19 protein-coding genes are annotated in these 18,115 nt (G+C 65.9%); 17 read left to right on the top strand and 2 right to left on the bottom strand.

Annotated features, from left to right (window positions below; translation table 11 throughout):
• Window positions 1-14: 14 nt before the first annotated feature.
• The 8 genes from GRB80_RS03675 (at window position 15) to murB (ending at window position 6,535) form a co-directional block, all read left to right on the top strand.
• Window positions 15-713, top strand: coding sequence for a MotA/TolQ/ExbB proton channel family protein (locus GRB80_RS03675; protein WP_202597157.1), 699 nt, complete (start codon window positions 15-17; stop codon window positions 711-713).
• Window positions 710-1,147: an ExbD/TolR family protein gene (locus tag GRB80_RS03680; RefSeq protein ID WP_132044794.1), complete on the top strand. Its 438-nt coding sequence runs from the start codon at window positions 710-712 to the stop codon at window positions 1,145-1,147. Before GRB80_RS03675 ends, GRB80_RS03680 begins: the two co-directional genes overlap by 4 nt.
• Window positions 1,144-2,916 (top strand): lipid A export permease/ATP-binding protein MsbA, encoded by a 1,773-nt coding sequence (gene msbA, locus GRB80_RS03685; RefSeq protein ID WP_309663489.1) that lies wholly within the window; start codon window positions 1,144-1,146, stop codon window positions 2,914-2,916. Before GRB80_RS03680 ends, msbA begins: the two co-directional genes overlap by 4 nt.
• Window positions 2,913-3,926, top strand: coding sequence for a tetraacyldisaccharide 4'-kinase (gene lpxK, locus GRB80_RS03690; protein WP_161422570.1), 1,014 nt, complete (start codon window positions 2,913-2,915; stop codon window positions 3,924-3,926). Before msbA ends, lpxK begins: the two co-directional genes overlap by 4 nt.
• Window positions 3,927-3,991: 65 nt before the next feature.
• Window positions 3,992-4,201 (top strand): Trm112 family protein, encoded by a 210-nt coding sequence (locus tag GRB80_RS03695; protein ID WP_161422571.1) that lies wholly within the window; start codon window positions 3,992-3,994, stop codon window positions 4,199-4,201.
• A complete protein-coding gene (gene kdsB, locus GRB80_RS03700; protein WP_161422572.1) occupies window positions 4,201-5,049 on the top strand; it encodes a 3-deoxy-manno-octulosonate cytidylyltransferase in 849 nt (282 codons plus the stop codon). The genes GRB80_RS03695 and kdsB overlap by 1 nt, the downstream gene beginning before the upstream one ends.
• The gene (locus GRB80_RS03705; protein ID WP_161422573.1) at window positions 5,049-5,525 is read left to right on the top strand and encodes a low molecular weight protein-tyrosine-phosphatase; all 477 of its coding nucleotides are present in this window, start codon (window positions 5,049-5,051) and stop codon (window positions 5,523-5,525) included. The genes kdsB and GRB80_RS03705 overlap by 1 nt, the downstream gene beginning before the upstream one ends.
• Complete coding sequence (gene murB / locus GRB80_RS03710) at window positions 5,525-6,535, top strand: UDP-N-acetylmuramate dehydrogenase (RefSeq protein ID WP_161424224.1); 1,011 nt, start codon at window positions 5,525-5,527, stop codon at window positions 6,533-6,535. Before GRB80_RS03705 ends, murB begins: the two co-directional genes overlap by 1 nt.
• 81 nt (window positions 6,536-6,616) lie before the next feature.
• Here the strand turns inward: murB and rne are convergent, their stop codons facing one another.
• On the bottom strand, window positions 6,617-10,039 hold the full coding sequence (rne, locus tag GRB80_RS03715; protein ID WP_202597158.1) for a ribonuclease E: 3,423 nt from the start codon (window positions 10,037-10,039) through the stop codon (window positions 6,617-6,619).
• Window positions 10,040-10,608: 569 nt separating this feature from the next.
• Between rne and GRB80_RS03720 the strand changes: the two genes are divergently transcribed.
• From GRB80_RS03720 to sppA, 3 genes are read left to right on the top strand one after another with little or no spacing between them, the layout of a single operon-like run.
• Window positions 10,609-11,556: an RluA family pseudouridine synthase gene (locus tag GRB80_RS03720; protein ID WP_161422574.1), complete on the top strand. Its 948-nt coding sequence runs from the start codon at window positions 10,609-10,611 to the stop codon at window positions 11,554-11,556.
• Window positions 11,557-11,565: 9 nt separating this feature from the next.
• The gene (locus GRB80_RS03725) at window positions 11,566-12,219 is read left to right on the top strand and encodes an HAD-IA family hydrolase (protein WP_132044780.1); all 654 of its coding nucleotides are present in this window, start codon (window positions 11,566-11,568) and stop codon (window positions 12,217-12,219) included.
• A gap of 3 nt (window positions 12,220-12,222) precedes the next feature.
• On the top strand, window positions 12,223-13,320 hold the full coding sequence (sppA, locus tag GRB80_RS03730; protein ID WP_161422575.1) for a signal peptide peptidase SppA: 1,098 nt from the start codon (window positions 12,223-12,225) through the stop codon (window positions 13,318-13,320).
• Window positions 13,321-13,457: 137 nt separating this feature from the next.
• On the opposite strand, the gene GRB80_RS03735 is transcribed toward sppA, so the two are convergent.
• Window positions 13,458-14,045, bottom strand: a complete 588-nt coding sequence (locus GRB80_RS03735; protein ID WP_161422576.1) for a Maf family protein — start codon at window positions 14,043-14,045, stop codon at window positions 13,458-13,460.
• Between the two features lie 102 nt (window positions 14,046-14,147).
• Here GRB80_RS03735 and GRB80_RS03740 point away from each other — a divergent pair, with 102 nt between their 5' ends.
• The 6 genes from GRB80_RS03740 to acpP all read left to right on the top strand — a co-directional run bounded on the left by GRB80_RS03740 (window position 14,148) and on the right by acpP (window position 18,107).
• Window positions 14,148-14,678 (top strand): YceD family protein, encoded by a 531-nt coding sequence (locus GRB80_RS03740; RefSeq protein WP_161422577.1) that lies wholly within the window; start codon window positions 14,148-14,150, stop codon window positions 14,676-14,678.
• Between the two features lie 32 nt (window positions 14,679-14,710).
• Window positions 14,711-14,881: a 50S ribosomal protein L32 gene (gene rpmF / locus GRB80_RS03745; protein ID WP_132044772.1), complete on the top strand. Its 171-nt coding sequence runs from the start codon at window positions 14,711-14,713 to the stop codon at window positions 14,879-14,881.
• 45 nt (window positions 14,882-14,926) lie between these two features.
• Entirely contained in the window at window positions 14,927-15,988 is a 1,062-nt protein-coding gene (gene plsX, locus GRB80_RS03750; RefSeq protein WP_132044770.1) for a phosphate acyltransferase PlsX, read from the top strand.
• A 17-nt stretch (window positions 15,989-16,005) separates the two neighbouring features.
• A complete protein-coding gene (gene fabD, locus GRB80_RS03755) occupies window positions 16,006-16,965 on the top strand; it encodes an ACP S-malonyltransferase (protein ID WP_161422578.1) in 960 nt (319 codons plus the stop codon).
• 31 nt (window positions 16,966-16,996) lie between these two features.
• Entirely contained in the window at window positions 16,997-17,740 is a 744-nt protein-coding gene (fabG, locus tag GRB80_RS03760; protein WP_161422579.1) for a 3-oxoacyl-ACP reductase FabG, read from the top strand.
• Window positions 17,741-17,873: 133 nt separating this feature from the next.
• Window positions 17,874-18,107 carry an acyl carrier protein gene (gene acpP, locus GRB80_RS03765; RefSeq protein WP_008956801.1) on the top strand — a complete coding sequence of 78 codons (234 nt, stop codon included), beginning with the start codon at window positions 17,874-17,876 and terminating at the stop codon, window positions 18,105-18,107.
• Window positions 18,108-18,115 lie beyond the last annotated feature (8 nt).

The following is an 18,115-nucleotide window of genomic DNA, read 5'->3' on the forward strand; positions in this document are numbered from 1 at the left end:
GAGAGGATGTGCGCATGGACATGATGGAGGCCCTGATCGCCGGGGGCTGGCTGATGCTGCCGCTGCTGGGTTGCTCGTTGCTGGCCACGGTCATCATCATCGAGCGACTGTGGACCCTGCGCGCCGGGCGCATCGCCCCGCACGGGCTGGGCCAGGAGGTGTGTAGCCTGATTACCCGTGGCCAGGTCAACCTCTACTGGCTGGAGAGTCACTCACCCCTGGGCGGCGTGCTTGCCGCTGGCCTGCGCAACGCCGGACTCGGCCATGAGCAGGTCAGGTCGCGACTGACCGAGGCCGCCACCGCGGTGATTCACGATATGGAGCGTTTCCTCAACCCGCTGGGTACCATCGCGGCCATCGCTCCGTTGATCGGCCTGCTCGGTACCGTGGTCGGCATGATCGAGGTCTTTGCGGTGATCGTTGCGGGTGATGGGGCGAGTCGTACCGCCGATCTGGCCGGTGGCATTTCCCAGGCGCTGGTGACCACCGCCGCGGGCCTTACCGTGGCGATTCCTGCGCTGATGTTTCACCGCTACTTTCAGCGCCGGGTCGAGGATATCACCGTACGCATGGAGGAACAGGCCGGCCAGGTGGTGGAGTTCCTGGCTCACCATGGCAGCGCCATCAGCCTGGCCGAAGGCCAGACCCCGGCCCGCGATGCCGAGCGCGTGGAGGCCGATGGTCGCCTGGCGCCAGAGGTGAGGCACCCGTGAGGTTTCCGCGACGACGGCGTGATCCGGTGGAGGTGAACCTCACCCCACTGATCGATGTGGTGTTTCTGCTGCTCATCTTCTTCATGGTATCGACGACCTTCGAGACGCGCCAGGCGCTCGAACTCACCCTGCCGGAGTCGCTCTCCGGCAGTGCCGCCGAGCCTTCGCCGGTGACGCTGGTGGTCACCGCCGAGGGGGGCTACCGGCTTGGGACGCGCGATCTGGATGCCGAATCCCTGGGGCCTGCCCTGGCCGACGAGGCGGATCAGGGACGCGAGCATGGCCTGGTGATAGAGGCGGATGCCCAGGCCCGCCATGCCGACGTGGTACGAGCCCTCGACCAGGCTGGCCTGAACGGTATTCAGCGTGTACGTATCGCCACCACGGAGCGTGCAGCGCACATTGCCTCACCCAGACCAGCGGAGACACCGTGACTCCCATCGGGACTTCTCAACACGCTTCCCAGCAGTCGAGCCTGACGCTCTATCGCCGTCTGCTGCGCTATGTGCGCCCCTACTGGCGCTCCTTTGCCCTGGCCATCTTCGGCTATGCCATCTATGCCGCCTCCAGTACAGCCCTGGCGGAGATGATGAAGCGCCTGATCGACGGGATTCAGGAGCCCGATGCCGCCTTTCGGCTGTTCCTGCCGCTCTTCGTGGTGGGGATGTTTGCCGCACGAGGGCTGGGGACCTTCCTCGGGACCTACTTCATGAGCAATGTGGCACGCAACGTCGTGCATGTGTTGCGCTGCGATGTCTTCAATCACATGTTGCATCTGCCGGGTCGTTTCTTCGATAGCCACTCCAGCGGCCATCTGATCTCGCGGGTGACCTACCACGTCGAGCAGGTCACCGGCGCGGCCACCAAGGCGGTGACCATACTGCTTCGCGAGGGGCTCTTCGTGATCGGCCTGGTCATCTACCTGCTGTGGACCAACTGGATGCTGACCCTGCTGTTTCTGGCGGTGACGCCATTGATCGGCGGGGTGGTGAGCTACACGAGCAAGCGCTTCCGACGCCTCTCGGGGCGTATCCAGGCCTCCATGGGCGAGGTGACCCATGTGGCGTCAGAGGCGCTCTCGGGTTACCGGGTAGTGCGTACCCATGGTGCCGAGGCCTATGAGAAGGCCCGCTTCGCCAAGGTGAGTGACTACAATCGTCAGCAGAGCCTCAAGGAGGCACTGACCAAGGCGGTCAGCACCCCGGTGATCCAGCTGCTGGTGGCCCTGGCCCTGGCGGTGCTGGTGTGGCTGGCCATGTCACCGGCGCTGATGGCCAACATGACCGCCGGCGAGTTCGTGGCCTTCATTACCGCCGCCTCACTGATGGCCAAGCCGGTGAGACAGCTCACCGAGGTCAACAGCGAGATCCAGAAGGGTCTGGCCGCCTCGTCGGAGCTGTTCGGCCTGCTCGAGGAGCCGGCCGAGCCCGACGAGGGGACCCATGAGCCCGCAAGGCTTGCCGGCCGAGTCACGCTGGAAGGGGTGTCCTTTCGCTACGCCGAGGGGCAGCCGGAGGTGCTGAAGGGCATCGATCTCGAGGTGGCCGAAGGCGAGATGGTGGCGATCGTCGGCCGCTCGGGCAGCGGCAAGTCGACCCTGGTGGGGTTGCTGCCGCGGTTCTATCGCCCGAGTGCCGGCCGGGTCCTGATCGATGATGTTCCCCTGGATGCGTACCGCCTGGCGCCGCTGCGCCGCCAGATCGCGCTGGTCTCCCAGCAGGTGACACTGTTCAACTCAAGCATCGCCGCGAATATTGCCTATGGGGTGGAAAACCCCGATCCGGCGGCCATCGAGGCGGCGGCACGCTCTGCCCATGCCCATGAATTTATCGAGCGCCTGCCCCAGGGATATGCAACGGTCGTCGGCGACAACGGCGTGATGCTCTCCGGCGGGCAGCGCCAACGGCTGGCCATCGCCCGGGCGATCTTCAAGGATGCGCCGCTGCTGATCCTCGATGAGGCCACCTCGGCGCTGGATACGGAGTCCGAGCGTCATATCCAGGCGGCACTGGAAGAGGTCTGCAGGGGGCGCACGACGCTGGTGATCGCCCATCGTCTCTCCACCATCGAGCGCGCCGACCGCATCCTGGTCATGGAGCAGGGCGAGATCATCGAGCAGGGCAGTCATGCCGAACTGCTGGCGCGTGACGGAGCCTATGCGGCCCTGCATCGCCTGCAGTTCCAGGAGGTTGATCCGGCATGAGCCAGCTTGGCGAGCGTTGGCTCAGGGCCGCCTACCGTGGGGACGCCTGGCTGGCGGCGCTGAGACCACTGGAGCTGCTCTATCGCTGGGGGGTGCGTCGGCGTGCCGCCGCCTATGCCAGCGGTCGCAAGCCGGTCTGGCGGGCGCCGGTGCCGGTGGTCGTGGTGGGCAACTTGACCCTGGGTGGAACCGGCAAGTCGCCGCTGGTGGCCTGGCTGGTGGAGCACCTGATCGGGCAGGGCTGGCGGCCGGGTATCCTGTCGCGGGGCTATGGCGGGCAAGGGGCGGTGTATCCGCAGCTGGTCGAAGCGACCACGCCAGCCACCGTCTGCGGAGATGAGCCGCGCATGCTGGCCGACCAGACCGGGGTGCCGGTGGTCGTTGACCCCGAGCGCCCCCGCGGTGCACGACGCCTGATCGAGGTCGGCTGCGATATTCTGGTCAGCGATGATGGCTTGCAGCATCTGGCCCTGGGGCGTGATCTTGAGCTGGTGGTGGTGGATGGGGTGCGCGGTTTCGGCAACGGTCGCTGCCTGCCGGCGGGGCCGCTGCGCGAGCCGCTGTCGCGACTGGAGAGCATCGATGCGATGCTGGTCAATGGCGCGCCTCGGATAGCGTTGCCCTCGGATGGCCGGCGCATGGCGCTGGTGCCATCCGGCTGGCGCCGACTCGCCGATGGTAGGCGCTACCCCATCGATGAAACGCCCTTTACGGGGCCGGTCCATGCGGTGGCCGGCATCGGTCGGCCGGCGCGTTTCTTCGACACCCTGAGGGGGCTTGGCGTCGAGGTGATCCCGCATCCGTTTGGCGACCACCATCTCTTTCGCGCCGATGAGCTGTGCTTCGAGGATGGACGCCCGCTGGTGATGACCGCCAAGGATGCCGTCAAGTGCCGCGACCTGGCACCCGATGACAGCTGGGTGCTGGAGGTCGAGGCCTTGCCCGAGCCAGCCTTCGTGGACTGGTTCGACGACTGGCTGGCGGGTGCGGGTGCCATGCCGCCCCGGTAGCCGGGGAGTCACGAATTCGCGAGACGAGTCGATGTCGACTCGCCACAACAGTGAAGGGGAATACGATGGACAAGGAGCTGCTGGCTTTGCTGGTCTGCCCGATGTGCAAGGGCAAACTCAAGTATCGTCGCGAGGAGGGAGAGTTGCACTGCCTCTATGATGGCCTGGCCTATCCGGTCCGCGACGGCATTCCGGTCATGCTGCCCGAGGAGGCGCGACAGCTCTCCGTCGACGAGAAGCTGCATGACTCTCCCGGACGCACGGGAGAGCGCTGATGGCCGAGGCCAGGAGCAAGGCTGACCGAGAGTTCATTGCGGTCATCCCGGCACGCTATGCCTCATCACGATTGCCCGGCAAGCCGTTGGCCGAGATCGCGGGTGAACCGATGGTCGCGCATGTCTGGCGGCGTGCCTGTCAGAGTGGTGCCAGCCGGGTCGTGGTGGCGACCGACGATCCGCGCATCGCCCAGACCATGGCGCCGCTGGGCGCCGAGGTGGTGATGACCCGGGCGGACCACCCCTCCGGTACCGACCGGCTGGCCGAGGTGGCCGAGCAGCTGCGACTCGATGGGGATGCCGTGCTGGTCAATGTTCAGGGCGATGAGCCGCTGATCCCGCCGGCATTGATCGACCAGGTCGCCGAACGGCTGTTCGACGATCCGGGTGCCTCGATCGCCACGCTGGCCGAGCCGATCAGCGAGGCGGCGGTCCTGTTCAACCCCAATGTGGTGAAGGTGGTGCATGGCCAGGATGGTCGCGCGCTCTACTTCTCTCGCTCCCCCATCCCCTGGGATAGAGAGTCCTGGGGCAGGGAGTTTTGGGATAGCGAATTCGGGGATCGCGAGGCCATCGCGGGGCGTCCCGAGGCGCTAGAGGGTGGCGCCTGGTTGCGCCATATTGGCCTCTATGCCTACCGGGTCGACTTCCTCGCCGAGTATGGTGACTGGCTACCGTCGCCCCTGGAGCGTCTCGAGCAGCTGGAGCAGCTGCGAGCACTACATCATGGGCATGCCATCCAGGTGGCGCTGGCCCGTGAATCCCACCCTGCCGGTGTCGATACCGCAGAGGATCTGGCCCGGGTACGGGCACTGCTGGAGCGGGATAAGCCCCAAGGAGGAGTCTGATGCGCGTCTTGTTCGTTTGTCTGGGCAATATCTGTCGTTCGCCTACCGCCGAAGGGGTGTTTCGGCGCCAGCTCGAGGCTCGGGGGCTGGGCCAGCGTGTCGACGTCGACTCCTGTGGCATCGCCTCCTGGCACGAGGGCAAGGCGCCGGATCTCCGTTCTCAAGAAGCGGCTGCAAGACGCGGCATCGACCTCTCCTCACTGCGTGCCCGGCAGCTGAGAGGCGACGATTTCCACGCATTCGATTATCTGCTGGCGATGGATCATGACAACCTGCGAGCCATGCGTGAGCAGGCGCCCGAGGGGTTCGATGCTCATATGGGGCTCTTCCTCGAGTTTGCGGGTCATTCGGATGTTGCCGTTCCGGACCCCTACTATGGCGGCGAGGATGGCTTCGAGGAGGTGCTTGATCTGGTCGAGCGCGCCGCCGATGGTTTGCTCGAAGACATCGTTGCGCGCCTGGAGTCACGCCCTTGATGGCGACCATCAGGAGACAATGGGACCTGAGCCATGCCAATACGCTGGGTCTGCCCTGTATTGCCGAACGCTTCGCGGCACCCGACAGTGTCGAGGCGCTCAGGGACACGCTGACCGGGGCGCGTGAGCAGGGTTGGCCGGTGACGTTGCTGGGTGGGGGAAGCAATCTGATCCTGCCTGAGCATCTTCCGGGCCTGGTGGTGCAGCCTGCCATGGCCGACTGGTGGCAGGAGGAGTGTAGTAATGGGCGCGTGCGAATCCATGCCGAGGCCGGGGTCAACTGGCATCGGCTGGTGATGGCGCTGGCCGCTCGTGGCCTCTGGGGCATCGAGAACCTGGCGTTGATTCCCGGTCACTGTGGTGCCGCGCCGATCCAGAACATCGGCGCCTACGGGGTCGAGCTGGCCGATGTGCTCGAGGCCGTGGAAGTGCTTCATCTGGCGGATGGCAGCCTGACCTGGCTTTCCCCCGAGGCGTGCGAGTTTGGCTACCGCGAGAGCATCTTCAAGGGGGCGCTGGCAGGGCGAGTGGTGATCACGCGCCTGGTGCTGGGCCTGTCGCGTCAGGCAGGGCCTCGCCTGGGCTATGGTGACCTGTCGAGCCGTGTCGGGGTATCGCCCTCGCCCCAGGAGGTGGCCGAGGCGGTGTGTGCCATTCGCCGTGAAAAACTGCCCGACCCCGCAGAGCTTTGCAATGCCGGCAGCTTCTTCAAGAATCCACAGGTAGCGGCCGAGAAAGCCGAGCGCCTGCTGGGCGAATACCCCGAGATGCCACACTTTCCTCAGTCGGATGGCCGGGTCAAGCTGGCCGCCGGCTGGTTGATCGACCGCTGTGGTCTCAAGGGGTGCCGCGATGGCCATTTCGGCGTTCACCAGCGCCAGGCGCTGGTGCTGGTCCACTTCGGTGGTGGCAGCGCTCGAGAGCTGCTCGACTTCGCGGCCCGGGTGGCGGATAGCGTTCGCGAGCGGTTCGGTGTCGAGCTCCAGCGTGAGCCGCGACTGGCTGGCTGAGCCCTCGTCTCAAGCCGAATAAACGACAGCGCCCGCAGCCAAGGCTGCGGGCGCTGTTCGTGAGGCCTGGGAGTGTGGGCGTTAGCCCTGCTTGCCCTCCTGTGCCTTGGCCTCCTGTTCGCGACGCCGGATCTCGCGCGGGTCATTGTGGGCACGGCGACGACGGCGGCTGGCGCGGCTGGGTGCTGCACTCTCCTTGGCCTCGGCCTTGACGGGCTCCTTCTCGACCGACTCATCGTCGGCCTTGTCGGACGGCTTCTCGGCAGGCTTGCTCTCAGCGGGCCTGTTATCGCCCGTTGCCTCGGCGGCCGGCTGCTTGGCGGCTACCGGCTCGGCCTTTGCCGACTTGGCGTCGGCCTTGGCGCTCGGCTTCTCGGCAGGCTGGCTCCTGGCCGACTGGCTGTCGCCCGCTGCCCCGGCGGCCGGCTGCTTGGCCGCTACCGGCCCGGCTTCTGCCGACTTGGTATCGGCCTTGGCGTTCGGCTTCTCGGCAGGCTGGCTCTTGGCCGACTGGCTTCTGGCGGGTTGGCGGTCGCCCGCTGCCTCGGTGGCCGGCTGCTTGGCTTCTGCCGGCTTGGTGCCGGCCTTGGCGTTCGGCGTCTCGGCAGGCTGACTCTTGGCCGACTGGCTGTCGCCCACTGCCTCGGCGGCCGGCTGCTTGGCCGCTACCGGTTCGGCCTCTGCCGGCTTGGTGTCGACCTTGGCATTCGGCTTCTCGGCAGGCTGGCTCTTGGCCGACTGGCTGTCGCCCGCTGCCTCGGCGGCCGGCTGCTTGGCCGCTACCGGTTCGGCCTCTGCCGGCTTGGTGTCGGCCTTGGCATTCGGCGTCTCGGCAGGCTTGCTCTCAGCGGGCTTGTTGTCGCTCGCGGTCTCGGCGGCCGGCTGCTTGGCCGCTACCGGCTCGGCTTCTGCCGGCTTGGTGTCGGCCTTGGCATTCGGCGTCTCGGCAGGCTGGCTCTTGGCCGACTGGCTGTCGCCCGCTGCCTCGGAGGCCGGCTGCTTGGCGGCTACCGGCTCGGCCTCTGCCGGCTTGGTGTCGGCCTTGGCGTTTGGCTTGTCCTGGGCGGTCGGCTGGGCCTCGGCTTCGGTGGTGGCCGGACTGGCTTCCTCGGCCTTGGCTGCCTCGGCCTGCAGGCGCTGCTGCTCTTCTAGCGCCTTGGGGCTGATGGCGTGCTGACGGCTACGCTTGCGCGGATTGTTGCGGGTGCGCTTGGGCTTGCCATCATCCACCGGTACCTGCGCGCCAGTCTCGGCCGGCTGTTGCTTTTCGGCTGACTTCTGAGGCTCGCCTTGCTTCTGAGACTCGCCTTGTTTCTGAGCCTCGCCTTGCTTACGGGTCTCGGCCGGCTTCTGGGCCGCACGCGGGTCCCGCTTCTCACCGCTGCTCTGGCGGCGGTTGTCATCGCGCCCCTTGCCGCCATCCTGCTGGCGACTCTTGGTGATCTCCTGCTGACGGCGATCCTCCTGACGACTGCTCTCCTGGCGATTCCGGCCGCGGTTCCCGCGATTGTTGCGGCTGTCGGAGTTGTCGCTGTCACTCGCCCTGCGGTCGCTCCGGTCGCTCTCCTGACGTGATGCATCACGCCGCTCGTCATTGCGCTGGCGACGCTGGCGATTGTTGCGTCCACCGCGCTCCTCTTCGCGACTGGCAGTCTTGCGCTCGCCCTTGTCACTGCCCGAGGGAGTGGCGCTGCTGCTCGACTTGCTGCCGGAAGCATCGCTCGATGGGAGCTCGTCGCCCCCCAGCAGCTTGCTCAAGCCCTTGACCAGGCGGCCGAACACGCCACCCTGGGACTCCACGCTTACCGGTGGGGTGCTGCGAGCGGGAGCGCTGGCCTTGCGGGAGGCGGGGGCCTCCTTCTTTGCCGCCGCGGGCTCCTGCTGCAGGGAGGCGGGGGCCGGTTCGTGGTGAATCACGGTCTTGACGGCAGCTTCGGCTCGCTGTGCCGGCTTGCCGAAGGAGGCCTCGGGCTCCTTGCCGACATCGGTCTCCAGGGAGAGCTCGAAACTGGACTTCTTGCTGCCGTCCTCTTCGACATGGTCGTCGCGCAGGCGCTGGACGTCGTAGTGTGGCGTGTCCATGTCGGGGCTGGGCAGCAGGACGACGCGCACATCCTGGCGACGTTCGATGTCGGCCAGCACCCTGCGCTTCTCATTGAGCAGGTAGGTGGCCACCGGTACCGGCAGGATGGCGCGGATCTGGGCGCTACGCTCCTTCATCGCCTCCTCTTCGATAAGGCGCATGATGGAGAGCGAGATGGAGCGCACGTCACGAATCGTTCCCTGACCCTTGCAGCGCGGACAGACCACGCCGCTGGTTTCCCCCAGCGAGGGGCGCAGACGCTGACGCGACATCTCCATCAGGCCGAAGCGCGAGATGCGGCCGATCTGCACCCGGGCGCGATCGAGCTTGAGGGCATCGCGCATGCGATTCTCGACTTCACGCTGGTTGCGTGCAGGGCTCATGTCGATGAAGTCGATCACCACCAGGCCACCGATATCACGCAGGCGAAGCTGGCGAGCGGTCTCGTCGGCCGCCTCCAGGTTGGTCTGCAGGGCGGTCTCTTCGATATCGCTGCCGCGAGTCGCCCGCGCGGAGTTGATGTCGATGGAGACCAGTGCCTCGGTATGGTCGATGACGATGGAGCCACCGGAGGGCAGCTTGACCTCGCGTTCGTAGGCGGTCTCGATCTGTGACTCGATCTGGAAGCGCGAGAACAGCGGCACCTCGTCGACGTAGAGTTTTATCTTCTGCTGGTAGGAGGGCATCACCTGGCGAATGAAGGCGAGGGCTTCCTCGTGCACCGCGGGGCTGTCGATCAGCACCTCGCCGATATCCTGGCGCAGGTAGTCGCGCATGGCGCGGATGATGACATTGGATTCACGATAGATCAGGAAGGGCGCGGAGCGCTTGCTGGCCTCGGTGGTGATCGATTCCCACACCTGTACCAGGTAGTCCAGGTCCCACTGCAGCTCCTCTGGACTACGGCCGATACCGGCGGTGCGCACGATCAGGCCCATGCGGTCCGGCACGCTGAGCTGATTCATGGCCTCCTTGAGCTGGCTGCGCTCCTCGCCCTCGATACGGCGCGAGATCCCGCCGGCCTTGGGGTTGTTGGGCATCAGCACCAGAAAGCGCCCGGCCAGCGAGATGAAGGTGGTCAGGGCCGCTCCCTTGTTGCCACGCTCCTCCTTGTCGACCTGGACGATCACTTCCTGTCCTTCCTTCAGCACCTCCTTGATGCTGGGCCGCCCGTCCGGGTCCTTGACGAAGTAGTCGCGGGAGACCTCCTTGAGGGGCAGGAAACCGTGGCGGTCGGCGCCAAAGTCGACGAAGGCGGCTTCGAGGGAGGGTTCTATGCGGGTGATTTTGCCGCGATAGATGTTGGCTTTCTTCTGTTCTCGGGCGCCGGACTCGATATCCAGGTCGTAGAGGCGTTGTCCATCGACCAGCGCGACGCGCAGCTCTTCGGGCTGGGTCGCATTGATGAGCATCCGTTTCATGTTGACTCGCACTGATAAAGTGCCGGCGAGCGCGACGTGGCGAACCGCTGTGTGCTGCGTGCCTGTGCTCAGCGCATGTCGCGGATGCGCAGCTGCGTCCGACCGCGTCGCTCCCGGTGGGGCAGCGCCGCGGCATGAGCCTGTTGAGTACGGGGCGGGGGCAGAACGTGTCTCGGTGGGTGTCACCCATCCGGCCCTGCGGTCACCGCCAACACCTGGCATTCATCGATTCGCCAACGCCGGCCTCCGGCACGCTGTTGAACGTGTCCCGTGGCCTGCCGCCGCTCCGTGACTGAGGACGCGGTGGGGGATACGGGCGTGGCGCGGTTATCGCGATATCACTTGTCTATTGCATTCTTGCAACCGGCGGCGAGACGCGCTGGCGTCGTCGCGGCCTGATGTCTCGCTCCGGCCTGCGTGTCTGTCGGGCAGGCGCTGTGGGGCACGATTTTGCCCATTGGAGCGATCTCGCAATATAACAGCAAGCGCTATAAGCAGCAATTGGCGCGGCGGGGCGAACACTGCGTTAGAATGCGCCTTTCGCAGGTTCTGAGCAGTGGAGTCTCGGCATGGCCGAAGGGCGCGACGTACAGTGGGTTGAGGTAACGGAAGGGCAGGACGGCCAGCGGGTCGATAACTTCCTGATGACCCGTATCAAGGGAGCGCCTCGGGCGTTGATCTATCGCATCGTGCGCAAGGGTGAGGTGCGCGTGAACAAGAAGCGCGTCAAGCCCGACACCCGGCTGGCGACGGGGGATCTGGTGCGGATCCCGCCATTAAAGCTGACACCCCGGGAGGCGGTGCGTGAGGTGAGTGACAACCTTCGCAACCTGCTGGCCGGCAGCGTGCTGGTAGAGGGGCGCGACTGGTTGGTGATCAACAAGCCATCGGGACTGGCCGTTCACGGTGGCAGCGGCGTCAAGATCGGGTTGATCGAGGCGTTGCGTCAGGTGCGTGAGGATCTCGACTTCCTGGAGCTGGTGCATCGGTTGGATCGCGACACCTCGGGCTGTTTGCTGCTGGCCAAGTCGCGTCCGGCCTTGCTGGCGCTCAATGCGTCGTTGAAGCAGCAGCAGATGGACAAGCGTTACCTGGCAATGGTGGCAGGGCGCTGGCCCGTGCGCCGCGACTTTGTGGCGGCTCGCCTGGATCGCTACACCCTGGGCAATGGTGAACGTCGGGTGCGTGTCGATGCCGAGGGCAAGGTGGCTCGCACGCGTTTCGCGGTGCGTGAGGCGCTGCCGAAGGTAACGCTGCTGGAGGCCGAGCCGGTTACCGGCCGCACCCACCAGATCCGTGTGCACGCGGCCCACGCCGGGCACCCGTTACTGGGCGACGACAAGTATGGCTCCCGCGAGAGCCAGCAGCTCGCCGCCCGGCTGGGCCTCTCGCGGCTCTTTCTGCACGCCGAGTCGCTGGCCTTTCCCGAGCCGACCAGCGGTCGCGAGGTGCGGATTCGCGCGCCGCTTCCCGATGATCTCGAGGCGGTGCAGGGTCGCGCACGCCAGGGCAATTGAGGAGACGACATGCGCTATCGACTGGTGATCTTCGACTGGGATGGAACCCTGATGGACTCCGTGGCGCGAATCGTCGCCTGCATGCAGGCGGCGTCCCATGACGCAGGGTGGGGGCATCTGGAGGAGGAGGCCATACGCAATATCATCGGCCTGGGGCTTCCCGAAGCCATCGCCACCCTGTGTCCGGGGATCGATCCCGAGCGGGCCGAGCTGCTGCGCAGTCGTTATGCCTGGCACTTTGTCGAAGGCAATGACACGCCCATGAGCTTCTTTCCCGATGTAAGGAGCGGGTTGTCCGAGCTGCATGTCAGGCCCGGGCAGCGCCTGGCGGTGGCCACCGGAAAGAGTCGGCGTGGGCTCGACCGTGTGTTCCATGAGAGCAACAGCGGGCACTGGTTTCATGCCAGCCGCACGGCCGACGAGACCCGCTCCAAGCCTCACCCGCTGATGCTCGAGCAACTGCTGGAGGAGCTCGCCGTGCCGGTAACCGAGGCCGTGATGGTGGGGGATACCGAGTATGATCTCGAAATGGCGCGGGCCATCGGCATGGATCGCGTGGCGGTGACCTGGGGGGTGCATGCGCCCGCGAGGCTGGCGTCGAGCCGGCCCGCCTTCACCGCGCAGACGGTGCCCCAGCTGTTCGACTGGTTACAGGGAGGGTAGGCAATGACCGATAAGCGCAATGAGCACGATGCAGATCTCGACCCCTGGACCCAGGGTCCGGAGCTAAGTCGCGACGAGGCGAAGGCTAGGCGCCAGGCGAGCGATCCGGGCGCGGTGTCGCCCGGAGAGGATGCCGAGACCCTGCGTGAGCGCCAGCGACTCGAACAGATGGCGATGATGGGGCGCTGGATAGATGGCGTGCTAGTGGAGCAGCGTCGTTCACGGCGCTGGAAGCTGTTCTTTCGCTTCCTGTTCGCGGCGCTGGTCGCCGCCTCGCTGTCGGTGACCCTCTATGGTCTGCTGTCTGGCCCTGCCGCGGTCGGTGGGGCGGATGCTCCGCACCTCGGGGTGGTCAAGGTAGAGGGCGTGATCGAGGCCGAGGGTACCGCCAGTGCGGAGCGCATCAATGCCGGGCTCAGGCGAGCCTGGGAGTCGGAAGCGAGCGAGGCGGTGGTGCTGCATATCAACAGCCCCGGTGGCAGCCCGGTGCAGTCCCAGCGCATCTTCGACGAGGTCATGCGACTGCGCAGCGAAGGCGACAAGCCGATTATCGCAGTGATCGAGGATATCGGCGCCAGTGGTGCCTACTATATCGCCGCGGGTGCCGATGAGATCATCGCCGCACCGGCGAGCCTGGTGGGCTCCATCGGGGTCATCTACTCCAGCTTCGGCTTTCAGGAGGCCATCGATCAACTGGGTGTCGAGCGGCGCGTCTATACCGCCGGCGACAACAAGGCGTTCCTCGACCCCTTTTCCGAGGTGGCCCCGCAGCAACGCGAGTTCTGGCAGTCGGTACTGGACAGTACCCATGAGCAGTTTATCGCGGCGGTGCGCGAGGGGCGTGGCGAGCGCCTCGGCGATGACGATGCCCTGTTCAGCGGGCTCGTCTGGAGTGGTGAGCAGGCGCTGGAGCTGGGGCTGGTGGACTCTCTGGGCAGCCTCGATACCTTGGCGCGGGAGCGGCTTTCTGAGCGCAGGCTGCATGATTATACGCCGCGACTGGACCCCTTCGAGCGGCTATCTCGTCAGTTTGGTCGTGTGACCATGGAGTGGCTGGGGCTGCCCCGGGTCGACTCTCCGGTGCGCTATCAGCTTCGCTAGCTTGAAGTTGGAAGAGCGCCGCTTCGCGGCTGGAAGCTAGAAGAAACACCTTGGTACATCGATAGGTGGTGAGATGCTGTCTTCCAGCTTCCAGCTTCCAGCTTCCAGCTTCCAGCTTCCAGCTTCCAGCTTCCAGCTTACGTCTCGCCGAGCGGATCCAGGCCCGCCTCGCGCAGCAGTGCGCACAGACGGATCAGCGGCAGCCCGATCAGGGTATTGGGGTCGTCGCCCTCGAGTCGCTCGAACAGGGTGATGCCCAGCCCCTCCATGCGAAAGCTTCCCGCGCACTCCAGTGGCTGCTCCCGTTCGATATAGTGGGCGATCTCGTTGTCGGTCAGCGTGCGAAACACCACATCGTAGGTCTCGTGGCAGACGCGGTGGCGGCCGCTGCGAGTATCCAGCAGCGCCAGGCCAGTGAGAAAGCGCACCCGGTTGCCCGAGAAGCGCGCCAGCTGCTGGCGGGCGGCGGTTGTGTCGGCTGGCTTGCCGAGGGCCTCGCCATCAAACTGCGCCACCTGGTCGGAGCCGATGATCAGGTGGTCGGGCCACTGGTCTGCGAGCTGCTGTGCCTTGCCGAGTGCCAGTCGGTGTACCAGGGCGCTGGGCGACTCGCCGGGGCGGGGTGTCTCGTCGATGTCGGGGCTCTGCCAGGCATAGGGAAGTTCCAGGCGGTCGAGAAGCTGGCGCCGCGAGCGTGATCCGGAGGCGAGAACGAGGCGTGGCATATGGGATCCCCAGGTTGTTGATGGAGGCGCAGGGTATCACGCGGCCTGGTGTGCGTCGGCGGCTTTGACAGGCGCAGAGGGAGTGCCTATCATTGCGCGCCTATGTTGACCACACGACTCCCTGGCAGGGTTGAGCCCTACAAGCTCGCCGCCCGTGCCGAGCATATGGAAGGGCTGATGGCCCTGGACGCCTTCACGCGATTGACCGAAGCGGTCGGTCCGCAGCAGGGTGATGTCGAGGTGTGGCTGGATTTCACCATCGATCCCCAGCGGCGCCACGAGATTCATGGGCGTCTGCGTGCGACGCTGCAGCTGCCCTGTCGGCGTTGTCTGCGTCCCATGGCCCAGGAGGTCGAGAGCGAGTTTCTGCTCGGCATGGTCTCAAACGACGCTCTGGCCGCCGAGTTGCCCAGTACCCACGAGCCGGTACTGGTGGAAGACGAACAGCTGAACCTGCTGACGATGGTCGAGGATGAGTTGATCCTCAGCCTTCCTCAGGCGGTTTACCACGATGAGGCCGACTGTGCGGTCTCACGCGACCAGCTGACCAGCGGGGAGGATGTCGCGGCATCCCGCGAGCCCGCAGCCAGCCCCTTCGATGTGCTTCGGCATCTCAAGGGCAAAAAACACTGATTTATCATCGATTCACTCTGGAGTGACATCCCATGGCAGTTCAAAAGAACCGCAAGACACGTTCCAAGCGCGGCATGCGTCGCAGCCATGACGCCCTGAGCGCCCCGACCCTCTCCCAGGATAAGGAGACCGGTGCCACCCATCTGCGTCACCACGTCTCTCCGGACGGCTTCTACCGTGGCCGCAAGGTCGTCGACGCCTAAGTCGACGACGCGACCTACGGTGATCCCCGGCCCCTGATCTCACTCATGCGAATCGCCATCGATGCGATGGGAGGAGATCTCGGGCCGCGCGCGACGGTGCGTGGTGCCGCCGGGGCGGCCCTCCAGGATTCTCGTCTCACGCTGCAGCTGTTTGGTCCGCGGGCCTGCCTGGAGCGTGAGATTGCCAGCCTGCCGCGGCGTCTCGCCGCGGCAGGTTCGCGTATGGAGGTTGTCGATGCCCCGGGCGAGATCGCTCCGGGGGTGCGTCCCTCCGACGCCCTGCGCCATGGTGGCGATAGCAGCATGGCGCTTATGCTCGACTGCCTGGCGTCGGGGCGCGCGTGCGCCGGCGTCAGCGGCGGCAATACCGGGGCCCTGATGGCCCTGGGACGGCGTGCCATGGGCACCGTGGGCGGTATCCCCCGCCCGGCCATCAGTACCGCGATCCCGACCCGTGAACAGGGGCGTTGCTATCTACTCGACCTGGGCGCCAATATCGAGGCCTCCAGCGATCGCCTCGTGGATTTCGCGCGCATGGGAGAGGTCATGGCTCGTCATGTCGACGGTCTGTCGCGACCGCGGATCGCCCTGCTCAATGTGGGGGCCGAGGGGATCAAGGGGACCGCCAGCGTCCGCCAGGCGGATGCCCGGCTGCGTGAGCTGCCAGGGCTCAACTACTGCGGCTATGTCGAAGGGGATGGCATCTTCGCCGGCAGCGTCGACGTGGTGGTCTGCGATGGCTTCGTCGGCAATGCCGTGTTGAAGGCCAGTGAAGGGTTGGCACGCATGCTGGTGGCCCGTGTGCAGGCCACCTTCGAGGCCCACTGGGGGAGTCGTCTGGTAGGACTGCTTGCCAGGCCGGCCCTTCGACGCCTGCGTGGCGAGCTTGACCCGGTCCGGTACAACGGCGCCAGTCTGCTGGGGCTGGCCGGTATCGTGGTGAAGAGCCATGGCGGCTCCGATGCCGATGGCTTTCGCTACGCCGTGCTGCGTGCCGTGCAGGAAGTGGAGCACGACCTGCCGCGCCAGTTGGCGCGGGAGCTGGGCGAGGCTCGAATGGATTCAATTTCTCGCGTCGGCGCGACCGGCGGTGATGACAGGCAATAAAAGCAAAGGTGACCAATATGACTCAACCGCTCGCCCTCGTGTTTCCAGGGCAGGGCTCCCAGCAGGTCGGCATGCTGCGGGAGCTGGCCGAGCGCTACAGCGTCGTGGGTGCGACCTTCGAGGAGGCCTCGGAGGCGCTCGGCTACGATCTCTGGAAGGTGGTCCAGGAGGGGCCCGCCGAAGCGCTCAATGCGACCGCCTGCACACAGCCCGCGCTGCTTGCCGCCAGCGTGGCGATCTGGCGTGTCTGGCAGGAGCTCGAGGGGCCGCGACCAGGCGCCATGGCCGGGCACAGCCTCGGAGAGTACAGTGCCATGGTCTGTGCCGGGGTGATGCCCTTCGCCGAGGGGGTCAGGCTGGTCAAGCTGCGTGGTGAGGCCATGCAGGAGGCGGTGCCGGCGGGGCAGGGGGGCATGGCGGCCATCCTGGGTCTCGATGATGCCGTGGTGGAACAGGCCTGTGCCGAGGCGGCCCAGGGCGATGTGGTCTCGGCGGTGAACTACAACGCCCCGGGTCAGGTCGTGATTGCCGGTAGCAAGGCCGCCGTCGAGCGCGCCATCGCCGCCTGTCAGGCGGCGGGTGCCAAGCGTGCCATGCCGCTTCCGGTCTCCGTACCTTCGCACTGCGCCCTGATGGAGCCTGCCGCCGAGCGGCTGTCCGCGGCCATGGACGAGGTGACACTCAAGGCGCCGCGTTATACCGTGATCCAGAATGTCGACGCCCAGGCCCATGCCGATGTCGAAACGCTGCGCACCCGGCTGATCGAGCAGCTCTATCGTCCGGTACGCTGGACCTCCTGCGTCGAGGCCATTGGCGAGCGTGGCGCAGAGGTGTTCATCGAGTGCGGGCCGGGCAAGGTGCTGACCGGGCTAGGCAAGCGCATCGTTCGAGGCAGCAAGGGGCTGGCGGTCAACGACCCCGACAGCCTCGATGCGGCCCTGGAGCTGGCACGCGGCGTGACTTCCCGCAACGGTTGATCTCTTTCCAAAGAACGAAGGCATACTTTTCATGACTAGCGAAACCAGAGTTGCCCTGGTCACCGGGGCCAGTCGCGGCATCGGTCGGGCCATCGCCCATGAGCTGGGTCGCCAGGGGCGCATCGTGATCGGCACCGCGACAAGCGATGCCGGCGCCGAGAGGATCGATGCCGACCTCAGGGCTCGGGGTATCCAGGGTGCCGGTCGGCGCCTGGATGTCACCGATCAGGCCAGCGTCGACGAGGTGGTCAAGGCGATCGGCGAGGAGTTCGGTGCCCCGACCATTCTGGTCAACAATGCCGGCATCACGCGTGACAACCTGTTGATGCGCATGAAGGAAGGGGAGTGGGATGACGTCGTCGATACCAACCTCAAGTCGGTCTATCGTGTCAGCAAGGCCTGTCTGCGTGGCATGACGCGGGCGCGCTTCGGTCGCATCGTCAGCATCAGTTCGGTGGTGGCGAGCATGGGCAATCTGGGTCAGACCAACTATGCTGCCGCGAAGGCGGGCATGGAAGGCTTCACCCGTGCGCTGGCCCGGGAGGTGGCGTCGCGCGCCATTACCGTCAATGCCGTGGCGCCCGGCTTTATCGCCACCGACATGACCGAGGCGCTTCCCGAGGAGCAGCACAAGGCGCTGCTCGGGCAGATTCCGCTTTCGCGCCTCGGCCAGCCCGAGGAGATCGCCGCGGCGGTAGGGTTCCTTACCGGCGAGACGGCCAGTTATATTACCGGCGAGATTTTGCATGTTAACGGTGGCATGAACATGCGTTGAGAGGTGCCGGGTCCGGTGGTTGCGCCGGCCCCGGGGGCTCTATACACTACCCCGCAGCTTCCGGCTTGCGGATCTGGAACCCCAAACGGCTGGTCTTCTGGACGGCCAATGTGAACGACTGGAGTACGTCATAATGAGCACCATCGAAGAGCGCGTTAAGAAGGTTGTGGCCGAGCGCCTGAACGTCAAGGAAGAGGACATCCAGAACAGCTCCTCCTTCACCGAGGACCTGGGCGCCGACTCCCTGGACACCGTCGAGCTGGTCATGGCGCTTGAGGAGGAGTTCGATACCGAAATTCCCGACGAGGAAGCCGAGAAGATCACCACCGTCCAGGAAGCCATCGACTACGTGAACGCCCACCAGTAAGCCTGGTG

Source organism: Halomonas icarae (genome assembly GCF_009901955.1).
GTDB classification, from domain to species: Bacteria; Pseudomonadota; Gammaproteobacteria; order Pseudomonadales; family Halomonadaceae; genus Halomonas; species Halomonas icarae.

Coding starts and splice junctions, on each gene's coding strand:
- GRB80_RS03725 (WP_132044780.1), top strand. CDS start 11,566: ATGCGCTATCGACTGGTGATCTTCGACTGGGATGGAACCCTGATGGAC.
- lpxK (WP_161422570.1), top strand. CDS start 2,913: ATGAGCCAGCTTGGCGAGCGTTGGCTCAGGGCCGCCTACCGTGGGGAC.
- GRB80_RS03705 (WP_161422573.1), top strand. CDS start 5,049: ATGCGCGTCTTGTTCGTTTGTCTGGGCAATATCTGTCGTTCGCCTACC.
- rne (WP_202597158.1), bottom strand. CDS start 10,039: ATGAAACGGATGCTCATCAATGCGACCCAGCCCGAAGAGCTGCGCGTC.
- fabG (WP_161422579.1), top strand. CDS start 16,997: ATGACTAGCGAAACCAGAGTTGCCCTGGTCACCGGGGCCAGTCGCGGC.
- acpP (WP_008956801.1), top strand. CDS start 17,874: ATGAGCACCATCGAAGAGCGCGTTAAGAAGGTTGTGGCCGAGCGCCTG.
- GRB80_RS03695 (WP_161422571.1), top strand. CDS start 3,992: ATGGACAAGGAGCTGCTGGCTTTGCTGGTCTGCCCGATGTGCAAGGGC.
- GRB80_RS03735 (WP_161422576.1), bottom strand. CDS start 14,045: ATGCCACGCCTCGTTCTCGCCTCCGGATCACGCTCGCGGCGCCAGCTT.
- plsX (WP_132044770.1), top strand. CDS start 14,927: ATGCGAATCGCCATCGATGCGATGGGAGGAGATCTCGGGCCGCGCGCG.
- kdsB (WP_161422572.1), top strand. CDS start 4,201: ATGGCCGAGGCCAGGAGCAAGGCTGACCGAGAGTTCATTGCGGTCATC.
- rpmF (WP_132044772.1), top strand. CDS start 14,711: ATGGCAGTTCAAAAGAACCGCAAGACACGTTCCAAGCGCGGCATGCGT.
- GRB80_RS03740 (WP_161422577.1), top strand. CDS start 14,148: ATGTTGACCACACGACTCCCTGGCAGGGTTGAGCCCTACAAGCTCGCC.
- murB (WP_161424224.1), top strand. CDS start 5,525: ATGGCGACCATCAGGAGACAATGGGACCTGAGCCATGCCAATACGCTG.
- fabD (WP_161422578.1), top strand. CDS start 16,006: ATGACTCAACCGCTCGCCCTCGTGTTTCCAGGGCAGGGCTCCCAGCAG.
- sppA (WP_161422575.1), top strand. CDS start 12,223: ATGACCGATAAGCGCAATGAGCACGATGCAGATCTCGACCCCTGGACC.
- GRB80_RS03675 (WP_202597157.1), top strand. CDS start 15: ATGGACATGATGGAGGCCCTGATCGCCGGGGGCTGGCTGATGCTGCCG.
- GRB80_RS03720 (WP_161422574.1), top strand. CDS start 10,609: ATGGCCGAAGGGCGCGACGTACAGTGGGTTGAGGTAACGGAAGGGCAG.